The organism is Treponema sp. OMZ 788, from assembly GCF_024181245.1.
GTDB lineage: Bacteria > Spirochaetota > Spirochaetia > Treponematales > Treponemataceae > Treponema_B.
In genome coordinates, this window is sequence record NZ_CP051199.1 from 1,934,464 (window position 1) to 1,947,643 (window position 13,180).

General features: G+C 40.9%; 13 protein-coding genes and 3 pseudogenes. 6 read left to right on the top strand and 10 right to left on the bottom strand.

Annotated elements, in window-relative coordinates; all coding sequences use genetic code 11:
• Positions 1-56 precede the first annotated feature (56 nt).
• The gene (locus tag E4O00_RS09545) at positions 57-1,226 is read left to right on the top strand and encodes an aminotransferase class V-fold PLP-dependent enzyme (RefSeq protein WP_253677147.1); all 1,170 of its coding nucleotides are present in this window, start codon (positions 57-59) and stop codon (positions 1,224-1,226) included.
• On the opposite strand, the gene selD is transcribed toward E4O00_RS09545, so the two are convergent.
• On the bottom strand, positions 1,223-2,287 hold the full coding sequence (selD, locus tag E4O00_RS09550; RefSeq protein WP_253677148.1) for a selenide, water dikinase SelD: 1,065 nt from the start codon (positions 2,285-2,287) through the stop codon (positions 1,223-1,225). The two genes, E4O00_RS09545 and selD, sit on opposite strands and share 4 nt — an antisense overlap.
• Positions 2,288-2,411: 124 nt before the next feature.
• Here selD and E4O00_RS09555 point away from each other — a divergent pair, with 124 nt between their 5' ends.
• Positions 2,412-3,044: an FMN-binding protein gene (locus E4O00_RS09555; protein ID WP_253677149.1), complete on the top strand. Its 633-nt coding sequence runs from the start codon at positions 2,412-2,414 to the stop codon at positions 3,042-3,044.
• An 82-nt stretch (positions 3,045-3,126) separates the two neighbouring features.
• Here E4O00_RS09555 and E4O00_RS09560 read toward each other — a convergent pair whose 3' ends face one another.
• The 7 genes and pseudogenes from E4O00_RS09560 to E4O00_RS09590 form a co-directional block, all read right to left on the bottom strand.
• Positions 3,127-3,387 carry a putative Se/S carrier protein gene (locus E4O00_RS09560; protein ID WP_253677150.1) on the bottom strand — a complete coding sequence of 87 codons (261 nt, stop codon included), beginning with the start codon at positions 3,385-3,387 and terminating at the stop codon, positions 3,127-3,129.
• Positions 3,387-3,596 carry a sulfurtransferase TusA family protein gene (locus tag E4O00_RS09565; RefSeq protein WP_253677151.1) on the bottom strand — a complete coding sequence of 70 codons (210 nt, stop codon included), beginning with the start codon at positions 3,594-3,596 and terminating at the stop codon, positions 3,387-3,389. The genes E4O00_RS09560 and E4O00_RS09565 overlap by 1 nt, the downstream gene beginning before the upstream one ends.
• Before the next feature lie 23 nt (positions 3,597-3,619).
• Entirely contained in the window at positions 3,620-4,669 is a 1,050-nt protein-coding gene (gene yedE, locus E4O00_RS09570) for a YedE family putative selenium transporter (protein ID WP_253677152.1), read from the bottom strand.
• Positions 4,670-4,793: 124 nt separating this feature from the next.
• Positions 4,794-5,564 (bottom strand): hexokinase family protein, encoded by a 771-nt coding sequence (locus E4O00_RS09575; RefSeq protein ID WP_253677153.1) that lies wholly within the window; start codon positions 5,562-5,564, stop codon positions 4,794-4,796.
• 107 nt (positions 5,565-5,671) lie between these two features.
• Positions 5,672-6,109, bottom strand: coding sequence for a hexokinase family protein (locus E4O00_RS09580; RefSeq protein WP_253677154.1), 438 nt, complete (start codon positions 6,107-6,109; stop codon positions 5,672-5,674).
• Positions 6,106-7,276 (bottom strand): annotated as a pseudogene (gene metK / locus E4O00_RS09585) (methionine adenosyltransferase). Before metK ends, E4O00_RS09580 begins: the two are co-directional and overlap by 4 nt.
• Positions 7,277-7,340: 64 nt before the next feature.
• Positions 7,341-8,417 carry a DMT family transporter gene (locus tag E4O00_RS09590; protein WP_253677155.1) on the bottom strand — a complete coding sequence of 359 codons (1,077 nt, stop codon included), beginning with the start codon at positions 8,415-8,417 and terminating at the stop codon, positions 7,341-7,343.
• A 316-nt stretch (positions 8,418-8,733) separates the two neighbouring features.
• Here E4O00_RS09590 and rpsU point away from each other — a divergent pair, with 316 nt between their 5' ends.
• Positions 8,734-8,943: a 30S ribosomal protein S21 gene (gene rpsU, locus E4O00_RS09595; protein WP_002673965.1), complete on the top strand. Its 210-nt coding sequence runs from the start codon at positions 8,734-8,736 to the stop codon at positions 8,941-8,943.
• Between the two features lie 72 nt (positions 8,944-9,015).
• On the opposite strand, the pseudogene E4O00_RS09600 reads toward rpsU, so the two are convergent.
• Positions 9,016-10,408, bottom strand: a pseudogene (locus E4O00_RS09600) (MATE family efflux transporter).
• Entirely contained in the window at positions 10,408-11,337 is a 930-nt protein-coding gene (arcC, locus tag E4O00_RS09605) for a carbamate kinase (RefSeq protein WP_253677157.1), read from the bottom strand. The pseudogene E4O00_RS09600 and the gene arcC overlap by 1 nt, the downstream one beginning before the upstream one ends.
• Before the next feature lie 233 nt (positions 11,338-11,570).
• Between arcC and E4O00_RS09610 the strand changes: the two are divergent.
• The 3 genes and pseudogenes from E4O00_RS09610 to E4O00_RS09620 all read left to right on the top strand — a co-directional run.
• Positions 11,571-11,717: pseudogene (locus tag E4O00_RS09610) on the top strand (PD-(D/E)XK nuclease family transposase); the annotation flags it as partial.
• A gap of 276 nt (positions 11,718-11,993) precedes the next feature.
• The gene (locus tag E4O00_RS09615) at positions 11,994-12,272 is read left to right on the top strand and encodes a transposase (RefSeq protein WP_210121237.1); all 279 of its coding nucleotides are present in this window, start codon (positions 11,994-11,996) and stop codon (positions 12,270-12,272) included.
• A 26-nt stretch (positions 12,273-12,298) separates the two neighbouring features.
• Complete coding sequence (locus tag E4O00_RS09620) at positions 12,299-13,174, top strand: IS3 family transposase (RefSeq protein ID WP_253677158.1); 876 nt, start codon at positions 12,299-12,301, stop codon at positions 13,172-13,174.
• The last annotated feature ends 6 nt before the right edge of the window (positions 13,175-13,180 follow it).

The following is a 13,180-nucleotide window of genomic DNA, read 5'->3' on the forward strand; positions in this document are numbered from 1 at the left end:
GAATTGACATTCCCTTTCAATTGACTTAAAAAACTATTTACGCTAGAATAGCCTCCATGAAGAAGCGTATTTTTTTAGACAATGCGGCCGGAGCTTTTCCTAAGGCTCCCGGCCTTGATCAAGCTCTTGCAATGGCTGTTAATATGGGAACGGGAAACATCAACCGCAGCACCTACACCGAAACGGAAGAAGCAGGCCTAGCCGTTATCGACACAAGGGAACTTTTATGTAAGCTCTTTAATTTTAAGCCGGCTACCCATGTTATTTTTACCTCGGGAGTTACAGCAAGTTTAAACTATATTATTAAGGGATTTCTGCAATCTGGTGACAGAGTTTTAACAAGCTCCTTCGAGCATAATGCCGTAATGCGCCCCTTGGTTCAAATGGAAAAATCGGGCGTTAAGATTGACCGTGTTCCTGCGGTTTTAAAAAACGGAGGAGCCTTTGTAGACACATCCCTAATCGAATCTATGATAAGGCCCGAAACACGCCTTGCCGTTTTTTCTCATGCTTCAAATGTAACAGGTTTTATTCAGCCGATAGAAGAAATCGCCGCAATCCTAAAAAAGCACAATATTCCGCTGGTAATAGACGGAGCCCAAAGTGCAGGCCACTTTCCTGTCGATTTAGAAAAAATAAAACCGGCGGCTTTTTGTTTTACGGGGCACAAGGGCTTACTCGGACCTCAGGGAACAGGCGGCATCCTATTCGATAAAGAATTTGCAAAAAGAGTTGAACCTCTTATCACGGGAGGAACAGGCAGTGCTTCCGATTCAGAAGTAACGCCTTCTTTTATGCCTGACAGATTCGAGGCAGGCACTCAAAACATAATCGGAATTGCTGGACTTTACCACAGCCTAAAATGGCTTCATTCCTTGGGCATAAACAACATCCACACCCGGGAAGAAAAATTACTAAAACTATTTTTGGACGGAATAAAAGACCTTCCAATAAAAATTGCAGGCGGAGCGTCTCCTGAAAACAGGGTCGGAATAGTTTCCATAGACTTTTCGGAATTTATGGACAATGCTGAAGCCGGCTCCATCCTGGAAGAAAAATACGGCATCCTTACCCGATGCGGCCTACACTGCTCTCCCTCGGCCCATAAGTCAATAGGAACATTTCCGCAAGGAACAGTAAGGTTTTCTACAGGGCCTTTTACAATCGAAGAGGAAATAGAAAACACAGTAAATGCAATTAAGGAGCTGCTTACCTTAAAGCACTAACTCACTCTAAGGATTTTATCATCACGCTTGGTCACAAGACCTATGATGGCAGGCTTTCCGCAAGGAGTGTCTGCCATAGCTCGTGACAGCTCATCGTAAAGAGCCGCGGCATCTTCCTTGTCTACCGAAATTAAAAGCCCGCCCGAAGTTTGAGGATCGAACATCAGGTCTTGGTAGGCAAGGGGGACATTTTCAAAGGCAACATTGTCTCCGACAAAGGTTCTATTGGTATAAACGCCGGCAGGTAAAAATCCCATTTGGGCACTTTCAATAACAGACTCATAAATGGGAATGGATTTGTAATCCACCTCAATGCTCATACCGCTCCCCTTCCCCATCTCGTAAAGATGACCGAGTAGGCCGAAGCCTGTAATATCGGTACAGGCGTTTATCCTATATTTTACCATGATATCGCGGGCCTTAGCATTTAAAAAAGCCATAATCTTATAACAGCGGTCAAGCTCCTCGGGCGGCGACATATCGGCCTTTGAAGCCGTAAGCAATACACCCGTTCCTATCGGCTTTGTTAAAATTAAAACATCGCCTTCCTTTGCCGTCGAATTTTCCAAAATCTTTTTAGGATGAACGAAGCCGTTTACAGCCAAACCGTATTTAGGCGAATCGTCATAGATGGTATGCCCGCCGCAGACAATGGCCCCGGCCTCATAAACCTTATCGAAGCCGCCGCGTAAAATTTCTTTTATCATGTCCTCAGGCATATCCTTGGTTATACAAAAAAGATTTAGTGCCAGCTTGGGCTCACCGCCCATCGCGTAAATATCGCTTAAAGAATTTGCGGCGGCAATTTGTCCGAACATATAGGGATCACCCGAAACAGGCGGAAAAAAATCTATGGTAGAAATAAGAGCCGTTTCGTCATTTATCTTATATACGGCGGCATCATCGGAAGTATTAAAGCCTACGAGTAAATTATCGTCATTCCTTACGGAAAAATGTTTTAAAAGTTTATCGAGTGCACCCGCACTCAGTTTTGCACCTCAGCCGGGATTCTTTGCAGCTTTTAATAAATCGAAATTTTCATTAATAAATGAACAGCTCATCTTCACGCCTCCGAGAAGTAGTATTACATAATTTTAAATTATGGTCAAGATAAAAAAGGGGTATTGCAAATTTAATTTTATAACTGTATACTCCCACCAACAGAATCTCATTCAGGAGGAAATTATGAAGATGAGTAAAAAGGTAAGAGCTATCGTATTATTTGCAGCAGCTCTTTTGGTATTTGCTTTTGCCTCAGAACCGAATCTAATACTTTACGGTACAGCAAAGGTAAAAGGCTCGCCCTCAGCCGGCCCTAATTTTGAATACGGATATTCCGTATGCATAGATGTGGAAGTCGATACTAAGGGCAAAATAATAAAAATAAGCGATGACGAAAAAAATACCGATGCATCAATAGAAGCGGATATTAGCGGAAGCGCAGGAACAAACAAAATCTATTGGAAAAAGTTTTTAGCAGACAAAGGTTTTGATAAATATAAGAACAAAACCTTAAATGATGTAAAAAAAATAAACGTAGGTATTCCCGGAAAAGCAGGCCCCGATGTTGTCGGAGGAGCATCAGCATCTTCTCTGGCTGTAAAAATGGCGGTTCTTCATGCCTTAACGCTGGACGCTTCAATAAAAGAGCTTGAAACATATAAAAATCCCGAAAACTACAAAAAGGCTGAACAAAAAAAGCTGGAAAAAATCATTACTGAAGGAAAAGATCTTCTTGAAAGTTTAGAAACTTATCAGGAAATAGAAAACGCCCTCGAAGAATTAAAACACAAATTAGATGCATTAAAAACAAAGTAAAACAATACTAAAAAGAAAAGGCAGTATTGATGAGCTTCTCCGAAACTGATGACTCATAATACTGCCAAGTTTAATCGCACTATCACACTTCAACGTACTTACCGTCTTCACCTAAAAAATAAAAAGAGTCGTAATCAAATTGACTAAAATAATCTTTATCAAAGGAAGCACCTTCTTTAAAAATTAATTTTAATGCAGTGCCGCAGCTTGAACTTACCGAGCGCGGCACGGGAATCAATTTTGCAGTCAATTCTCCTGACGCAGCACTATCAGTTTTGTTGACAGCCCTCATGCAGACAAGAGAATCGTAATGCGTATGAAAGGTAATTAAATACTCTTTCATTATTTTGACACGGCTATTTTCCAGCCGTCATCAGTAGGTTCAATCTTTGTTTGAGCCTTCGAATTATCGCAAAAGCGTTTTATATTTTCTTTTGATGTTTCGTTATCAACCAATACAACAAATGCAGAATTTGCAGCAAGAGCTTTTTTAGTTAAAACAACCGGCTCAGGACAAGCAAGTCCTCGAGCATCTACAATAATATCAGACATAATTTTTCCTTATAATTAAAAACTTATTTATTCTTCAAAGAATAATAGATACTTACAAAGGCTGTAAGAATCAAACCTACAACAACAGCTATCATACCGGCACTTGTCGGTCCTTTGGGAGAAGAAGCAAGGCCGAAGTTATGTGCAAAGGCAGCACCGGCTATAAGGCCTACAACCGTAACTGCGGAATCGCTGTTTCCTTCACCAGTCAAGATGAGCTGTCTTAAGGGGCATCCGCCTAAGAGAACGCTTGCCCAGCCTACCAAAACCATTCCGAGGGCATTCCACAAGCCGTCTGTATGAGCAACAGGCTGACCTGCAAAACCTAGGTTGAATTTGCCTAAGATAAATGAGCCGATCAACACAGTAACAACAACAGTAATGCTTCCCCACAAGAGGTGGAAATCTTTAAGCATAATTGCATCGCGGATACCGCCTGCCGTACACATTCTGCTTCTTTGAGCAAGACCGCCTACAACAAGACCGATAGCCAAGGCCAAGAAGATCGGAGCCTTCATAGAGCCGGGGCCTTTTTCGCTGAAAGCAAGAACTGAGGGGAAGGCAACCAAAAGAATAAAGAAAACGATCATAAAGATTATGGGAATTACACCTTCCTGCTTTGACTGATTATAAGCCCTGTTAAGCGAGAAATTCTTGTTCAAGAAGAAGATACCGATTACGATTCCTACAACAAAACCGATTAAACCGAAAATCGCATTTAAATCTCCCGCACCCAAGCGTAAAAACATTCTCAAGGGGCAGCCCAAAAATACCAAGGCTCCGATCATAACAAAGAAACCGAGGGTAAATCGTGTAAAGGCAGCAGAACCGCCTCTAGGCTTAAATTCTTTTTTTGCAACAGCCAGCACAAAGGCACCGATAACAAGACCTATTACCTCAGGCCTCATGTACTGAACAACACCGGCATTGTGCAATTTCAATGCTCCGGCAATGTCACGCAAAAAACAAGCAATACAAAAACCCATATTCCCAGGGTTTCCGAACCTTACCAATACAAGAGCAGCAATACCTATAACAGCTCCCGTTACAATTACCATGAGATGTTTTTTCATAAACTCTCCTTTTAAATTTAATTAAGTTGAAAAATAGAATTTTCAAATCAAAAATCTATCGGGGGAGAGTCTAACAAAAAGAAAATAAAATGTCAATATATTAAAAAAAATTATAATTTATTATTTAATTTAAAAAAGCTGCAAGAGCCGTACCCAAGGTTACAGCATCATCATTTGTTTTAAGAACAAAGTAAATGCCCTTTTTTTCGGTTAAACAGGTGTGTAAACTCTTAAAAATTCTTTCTTTAATCAAAAAGCCTTTTAAAAACATCGAGCCGTCGGCACTTACACAGATAGGCCTATCCGGCGATTTACCCTTTCCCGTCTTTATACAGGCAGCGCCAATTACGGCAGCCGAAAGCCTTGCAGCCCTCTCAAAAACGCATTTACATATAAAATAGATTTTAACATAGTCAGCCGAAACCGCCCCGGAATCGATTATATCGGAAAAGATATTTTTTTTGTGATTTTGCTCTCTTAAAAATAATGAAATTTCCTCGCTTGAAAAATTACGAGAATTTAAAAGCATCTTGTTGGCACGCGGCGAAAAAATACCTTCGGCGGCACCTGCCCTTAAAGCGATGGAGCAAAGCTCTCCAAGATAACGGCCTGAACACATTCTCTCCAAAAAATACTCGTTCTTTAAATTGGAATTTTCAGAGAGGTTTTTATCGAATTTACTTTGCGGAATCTTATTACTCTTTCCCGACTCGCATACGATTATTTGAGGTTTATTATAAAATTCGGTATCCTTTAGTTTTTCAATTTTATCATACTCGATATATGCAGAATTTAGGCCTGTTCCTAAAACAATCCCTACATGGGAATCGAATCTCTGCTCATTGGTTTCTGAAAATATTCCCGATTGAAGAACTGCAGCCGTATCGTTTACCATTATAACTTTCTTTACCCTTGTCCAATTTTTTCCTCGAAAGAGCCTGCAAGAGTCCTTCGTTTATTTTGCAATCAGCGATATGGGGCAATTTTATTTCTTTGGAAAGTTTAATAGCCTGGCCGCCTCCGTCGGGAAAAAATTTTTACGGCATAGGAAAAGCAAAAAGAAATTACTTCAGCCTCATCCCTTAGAGGCTCTAAGTATTCTGCAATACTGTCAAAAAATTCCTCATTAGTCATTTCCCTGTCAATTGCCGGCATGGGATGTTTAAAAAAAGAAATAATCTCAGGTACGCCTTTTTTATCAAAATATACCAGTCCTGCTCTAAAATTAGTTCCTCCTGCATCTATTATAATAACCTTTTTATCCTTTGGAATACTGTCGGGAAGATTTTTCCATAAGGGAATCATGTCCATGGAAGAGGCAGTTTCAAAATTGCTCTCCAATCCTTTTTTCATATCTTCCAAAAGGATTGAAGATGCATATTCAATATCGATTTTATAATCAAAGTTATTTCTTTTAAAAAAATCGTCAATTACTTTCATTTAATTGCCTTTTTTAAGGCTTCTGCCTTGTCAGTTTTTTTCCCACGAGAATTCGGGGCGGCCGAAATGACCATAGGCTGCCGTTTCCTTATAGATAGGGCGTTTTAGATCCAAGGTCTTTATAATGCCTGCCGGAGTCATATCAAAAACTTCTTTGATTGCCTTCTCTATTTTTTCTTCAGGAACCTCGCCCGTACCAAAGGTATCTACTCTGACGGCAACCGGGAAGGGAACACCTATTGCATAAGCTAACTGAACTTCGCAGCGGCGTGCAAGATCGGCAGCTACCACATTTTTTGCAATGTATCTGGCCATGTAGGCAGCCGAGCGGTCAACCTTTGACGGATCCTTACCTGAGAAAGCTCCTCCTCCATGCCTGCCCATTCCGCCGTAGGTATCTACGATTATCTTTCGTCCGGTAAGGCCTGTGTCGCCGAAGGGCCCTCCTATAACAAAGCGGCCTGTAGGATTTATAAAGTACTTGGTATCATCGGCCAAAAGACCGGTCGGCTCCAAAACAGGCTTAATAACCTGATTTATCAGAGTATGTTTTAATTCGTCATATTGAACATCCGGATAGTGCTGATGAGAAAGCACAACAGTATCTATCTTGATAGGCTTAAAACCCTCATATTTTACCGTAATTTGAGTCTTTGAATCGGGTCTGAGCCAAGGAATAACCTTTTCCTTTCTGAGCTTTGCAGCATATTTCAATACCGAGTGAGAAAACATAATTGGAGCAGGCATAAGCTCAGGAGTTTCCTTACAGGCAAAGCCGAACATCATACCCTGATCGCCGGCACCCTGCTGGCCCTTGTATTCATCAAGGCCGGTGCCGTCTACACCCTGAGAAATGTCGGGAGATTGTGAGTGAATCATATTCATAACGGCCATAGAATGGCAGTCCAAACCGAAATCCGTATTGGTATAGCCGATTTCTTCAGCTATTGTGCGTGCAATCTCTTGAATATCTACATAAGTATTGGTAGTTATTTCTCCGCCTACAAGCACTAATGCAGTAGAGGCATAGGTTTCACAGGCCACATGACTTTCAGGGTCGTCTTTTAAACAAGCATCTAAAACCGCATCCGAAATTTGATCGCAGAGCTTGTCGGGATGCCCCTCGCTTACCGACTCTGATGTAAAATAACTAATATTGTTTTTCATATAGACCTCTCAGTTTAATAAATTTGGAAGTATATTATAACACAAAATTTAAAGCTTTTTCAAGTTATGAAACAATCTCTACTTCAATTTTAGCCTTTTTTAAAAATGAAAGCTTTGTTTCCGAAATTATTATTGCTATAAATATCAAAATAAATCCTAAAACGGAATAAATATCCAGACTCTCTCCCTTAAATATAACCGAAAAAATTATGCCGAAGATGGATTCAAGCCCTAAAATAATGGCGGCACTTGAAGCATCCGTATGCTTCTGTCCTATGTTTTGCAAAAGAAGGGCAAGCCCTGTACAAATGGCTGAAAGATAGAGCACCGAGCCTATCGACGAATAAGACCACACTATAGAGCTGTTATCTTCAAAAAGAAGGGTAACAAGCCATGAAAGGATTGCTGCCGCTCCGAATTGTATAATGGTCATCAAAATCGGATCCTTATTTTTACTCAAGCGTGTAATACTGACAATGTGACTTGCAAAAAGAAGACCGCTTAAAAGAGCATAAAAGTCGCCGAGGGTAATTCCTACAGAAGAAGAAAGAACCAAGTCCTTAAAAGAAACAAAAGCTATTCCCAAGATACACAAAACAGCCGCAGAAGCATTGTACCTGTCCGGCCTGACCTTGTTTACAATCCAGCCCAAAAACGGAACGATTACGCAGTATGAAGCAGAAAGAAAGGCACTTCTACCCGGAAGACCGCCTGCGGTTGTAACTCCGAATGTTTGGCTTGAATAAGCTATAAAAAGGAAGAAACCGACAATTCCTCCTTTTATAAGATAGTCCCTGTCGATAAGTTTTAATTTTTTGTAAAAAACAAAACAAAGCAAAAAGCAGGCAATAGAAAACCTTAAACCTAACAAAAAATTGGGCTTAAAAAAATCGGTAGTTTCGCTTACAACAACGAGGGAGCTTCCCCATACTATTGCAACAATCAAAAGGGCTAAACGCGATAAAACATTAATCTTGGTATTAGTCAAAATAAATTCCTTTGCATCGTCAGTAAAACGGCAAATGCAAAATGCCTCAAAAAGTTCCGGAACGAGCTTTCCTTTTTGAAAAGGTGTATTATATGCTAGACTTTCATTATATACGAAAACAAAAAAAAAGACAAGCCGATGGAAAACCGGCAAAAGATAATCCTATCAGGGCAACCGCTCCGTAATGTTTCTGAAGCGGTTGCCTTCTTTACTTTGCGAAATTTTGAACAAAATTTCGCATATTTTTCAAAAAAGGGCAAACGCATCATGAGGGTAAATAAAATAGCAAAAAAATAGGCTGTGAATACCCCTCTTGCAGCCGCATAGCGGCGAAAGGCGGGTTGAACAGCCTATGTTTTTTGCGAAGATAAAACTATGATGCGTTTGCCCTGATAATACTATTGACATCTTTTTATAATTTCTATATAATCAGCCTTGAATCCTAAAGCCGGAGGGGGTGAAAAGAGAAATGGCATATGTAACAATTGACGATTCAGAGCATCTTGAAAAAGCTCTCAAAAGATTTAAGCGTCAAGTCGAAAAAGAAGGTATTATCCGCGAATGGAAAAAGAAGGAATTCTACGAAAAACCTTCCACTGTTTTAAACAGAAAGAATAAGGCCCTCCGCCGAAAACTTATGAAAAAAACAAGACGCTCACGCGATTCAAAGAGCTATTAATGCAAAAAGAGCTTGCGGTTTTATCTTAAACCGTAAGCTCTTTTTTTATGTCAAATAGTTTTTTGTCAAACCTTATTTTTCAATTCTTGTCAAATTTTTCACCCAGCGTTCTTTTTTTTAGCTGGATTTCGGCAAAGACGGCCTTCATTATGCTGGTGATTTTTGCGATTGCATACATCACGGGTGAAGACCAATCCGTAAGATAATACAATAAAAGCATACAGGGCATAAATAAAAATAAATTTACCGTAGTATCAACCCAGACTCCCATGACGGCATCGCCTCCGGATCGGGCTATAGCATATTGGGTGTTTTGAAGAGTCCACACAGGCATATAAAGAGCGATAAAGATTATAAGAAGCCTTGTAACCTCATGGGATGCAGGGCTTAAACTTCTAAACACAATCGGAACCAGCATAATCGAAAAAAGCTCCAAAACGGCTGTTCCAAGCCCGATTGCGATAGCTCCGCTTTTAATCCAGCGCGCCTGCTCTCTTGCCTCTTCCAAATTATTCCGTCCGAGGGTACCGCCTATTATAACGCCCACCGAAGTGCCTATCGCGGGAAAAATCAAAAAGAAGAGGTTGGCGATTGTCCAGCCCGCAGACATACCGGCTACAACCTCAGGGCCTCCCCTGCTGTTATAAACGGCAGTTGCCACTATCTCGCTCATGACCCAAGACATATCGGCAAAAAAGATGAGGGCCGACTTTTTAAAAATCTCATGGAAAAGATGAAGCTTTATTTTAAGCATCTCCTTTATCTTTACATAGAAAAGAGGCTTAATTTTTTTGGCATAAAGCACAAAGATTATAAGTTCGGCCGAGCGGGCGATAACCGTCGCATAGGCAGCACCTGCAACCTCAAGCCTGGGTGCTCCAAGATTTCCGTATATGAGCATATAGTTTCCGAGGGTGTTTATAAGGGTCGAAACAAGGGATATATACATGGGCACCTTTACATTCCCCGTCTCGCGGAAAGAAGATGCTATTCCTATCGAAAAGGCTGTAGGAATAAAGGATAAGAGGATGACATCGCTGTAAATTACGGCTTGTTCGACTATTTCTTTTTTTGCAGCATTGCCGCTTACCAAAAGACCTAACACAAGGTCAGGGATTGTGAGACATACGGCAAGAAGAGCAAGAGCGAAGATAAGGCCCGATATCTGCTTAAAGCGGTAGGCTTGCTGCATTCCTTCTTCATCCTTTGTGCCGTTGTACTGCGACATAAACATTCCGCCTGCACTGCAAAGAATATTGAGGCCGGTTATATATACGAAGATAATTTGATTGGCAACATTTACCCCGCTCATCTTTAGGTCGCCAAGGTCTGCCACCATAAAATTATCTATAAGAGAAACCAGAGATTGAATAAAAAGCTGTACCATTACAGGTACAGCTAATTTTACTGCCGCTTTATAAAAAGAAAAGGGGCCGAAATACTTATGTCTTAAATTTGTAAACACTATTTGATTATCGTTCCGGATTTACCGTCGATTGCATCCTTTGCTTTTTCCAAGAGGGTAATAAGGGCATAGCCTTTTTTGTTCGATTCGGCAAATTGAATAGCTGCCTGAACCTTAGGCAGCATGGAGCCGGGGGCAAAGTGTCCTTCTTCAATGTATTTCTTTGCTTCTTCAACAGAAATTTCTGAAAGCCATTTTTGATCGGGCTTGTTAAAGTTGATTGCAACCTTTTCTACAGCGGTCAAGATGATAAGGCAGTCCGCATTTAAAAGCTGAGCGAGCTTAGCACTTGCAAAGTCCTTGTCGATAACGGCAGGAACTCCGCAAAGAGCATTTCCTTTTTTTACTACAGGAATACCTCCGCCTCCGCAGGTAATAACAATCTGGCCTGCATCGCAAAGAGCCCTGATGCTTTCGATTTCTGCAATATCTACCGGCTTGGGAGAAGCCACAACGCGCCTGTAACCTCGGCCTGCATCTTCTACAACATTTTCGCCCTTAGCTATTAAAACATCGGCTTCTTCTTTGCTCATAAAACTGCCTATGGGCTTTGTCGGCTTTGCAAAGGCAGGGTCTGAAGGATCTACAAGAACCTGAGTTATTAGGGTCGCAACAGGCTTATTGATGCCGCGGTTTAAAAGCTCTTCCCTTAAAGCGGCTTCCAAATCGTTCCCGATATAGCCTTGGCTCATGGCAACGGAAACAGCAAGTTCCGGTTCCGAAGTTTTAGGATCGATTTTGTGGTATTCGGACATAGCCAAATGAATCATTCCGACCTGAGGCCCGTTTCCGTGAGAAACGATAACCTGATGACCTTCTTCAGCCAAGTCGGCAATGGCCTTTGCCGTAATCTTAACGGCCTTTCTTTGTTCTTCCAAATTATTTCCCAATGCATTGCCGCCCAAGGCAATAACAATCTTTTTCGGCATAGAATTCTCTCCTTAAAATAGAATTATTTCCTTCAATCCGCCGATTATATAGGATTTTTTTGATTGTTTCAACAGCATGGTGAGAGCTGCGACAATAAAAGCTGTACCCTTTTAAAATCAGTTAATACAAATTAAGTATACACCATTTCCTAATTTATTTTCAAATTTTACTATCCATTTAAAACTATCCTTATAATAATTATGAAAGGGGAGATTTTTTTAAGGAGTTTATAATGAGACAATTATTTAAAATCACCCTTCGTAACGACTACGCATTTAAAAGAGTCTTCGGAGTGGAGGAAAACAAGGATGTGCTACAGGACTTACTGGAATGTATTTTAGACATTCAGCCTGTGACCATCGCCGGCTTAGAACTTCTGTAAGCATTATTAAATATTGAAAAATTTTTAATCAAATGTTATTATATCAAAGGATATATACTTTTATATATCAAAAATAAGAAGGGGTTTCCAAAGGGAACTCCCTTTGGCAGACGGAAAAGATAGGAGGGGTTATAGGGGAGGAAAGAAAACCTGTTCTGTCGGGTTGTCTTTCCTCCCCTAATGATTTACAATAAACATAGTGGGTGAAGGCTTTGTGAACCGTTATCATAAAAGTGCAGACCTAAAAACCCGAAAAATAAAGGAAGGGAAGATATGGTCAAGTACAATAAAGAATTTAAGGAACAGGCACTGCTATTGTCAGATGAGATAGGAGTGAAAAAGGCAGCCGAACAGCTGGGACTCAGTTATTACACGATTGCAGAGTGGAGGAAGGTGAGAAGCCGAAAGGCGAAGGAAGAGAGAATCGCATCGGACAAAACACCGTTAAACGAGAGAGAGCTTGCCATGCAGCGAGAAATACAGGAGCTGAAAAAAGCAAACGAAATACTCAAGGACGCTCTCGGTTTTTTCGTCGTAGACCGGAAGAAGTAAGTACGCAAGGGTTATTCAGCTACATTTTGGAAAATGCAAAAGAGAAAATGTGGTCAATTGTAAAGCTGTGTAGAACCCTAAAGGTGAGCGAAACGGGTTTTTACAAGTGGAAACGGAACCGTACAAAGATGAAACGCTGGCAACTTCTTCTGGTCGAAATACACAAGATTCTTTCACAAGATCCTGAAAACGATAATTATGGAATACAGAGAATGCGATTAGCACTTGAGCAGCGAGGCATAAAAGTTTCTCGCTCGACTATAATCAGAGCGATGAGGAAGGGGAATCTGCTTCATAAGAGCAGAAGAAGCCCTGATGGACTTACCAAAGCCGACAGAAAGGCGCAAAGGCCTGAAAATCTTCTTAAAGGGGACTTTAGCGCAGACGCTCCTAACAAGAAATGGCTGACCGATATAACGCAGGTTCCGTGCAAAGATGGAAAGCTGTATATTGCACCGATGATGGACTGCTTTGCAGGAGAGATAATCGCAGTAGCGATGGACGACAACATGAAAAAAGAGCTTTGTATAAAAGCTCTAAAGGAGGCATATGAATTAAGAAAGCCGGCTGATGGGCTCATACATCACAGTGATGCCGGCTCTCAATACACGAGTGAGGCGTACAAACTTGAGTTGGCTCGCCGTCATGCAATTCAAAGCATGAGCGGTGTGGGAAAATGTTATGATAATGCGAGAATGGAATCCTTTTTTGCGACACTCAAGAAGGAGAAGCTATACCGCATAGATACAACAAAATTGAAAAGGGAAGAAGTAAAGAAAATCGTCTGGAGGTTTATTGTCTACTACAACCGACGAAGGATTACCACAATGAATCCGAAAGGTTATCCTCCTGCGATTTATCGGGAACTGTTTGAAACCGGTTTATCAAAACCGGCAGCTTAAACTATA

Bases quoted from the DNA above. Each gene is read 5' to 3' on its own strand.
- E4O00_RS09615 (WP_210121237.1), top strand. From the start codon at position 11,994: ATGGTCAAGTACAATAAAGAATTTAAGGAACAGGCACTGCTATTGTCA.
- arcC (WP_253677157.1), bottom strand. From the start codon at position 11,337: ATGCCGAAAAAGATTGTTATTGCCTTGGGCGGCAATGCATTGGGAAAT.
- E4O00_RS09555 (WP_253677149.1), top strand. From the start codon at position 2,412: ATGAAGATGAGTAAAAAGGTAAGAGCTATCGTATTATTTGCAGCAGCT.
- E4O00_RS09580 (WP_253677154.1), bottom strand. From the start codon at position 6,109: ATGAAAGTAATTGACGATTTTTTTAAAAGAAATAACTTTGATTATAAA.
- yedE (WP_253677152.1), bottom strand. From the start codon at position 4,669: ATGAAAAAACATCTCATGGTAATTGTAACGGGAGCTGTTATAGGTATT.
- E4O00_RS09565 (WP_253677151.1), bottom strand. From the start codon at position 3,596: ATGTCTGATATTATTGTAGATGCTCGAGGACTTGCTTGTCCTGAGCCG.
- E4O00_RS09575 (WP_253677153.1), bottom strand. From the start codon at position 5,564: ATGGTAAACGATACGGCTGCAGTTCTTCAATCGGGAATATTTTCAGAA.
- E4O00_RS09545 (WP_253677147.1), top strand. From the start codon at position 57: ATGAAGAAGCGTATTTTTTTAGACAATGCGGCCGGAGCTTTTCCTAAG.
- rpsU (WP_002673965.1), top strand. From the start codon at position 8,734: ATGGCATATGTAACAATTGACGATTCAGAGCATCTTGAAAAAGCTCTC.
- E4O00_RS09560 (WP_253677150.1), bottom strand. From the start codon at position 3,387: ATGAAAGAGTATTTAATTACCTTTCATACGCATTACGATTCTCTTGTC.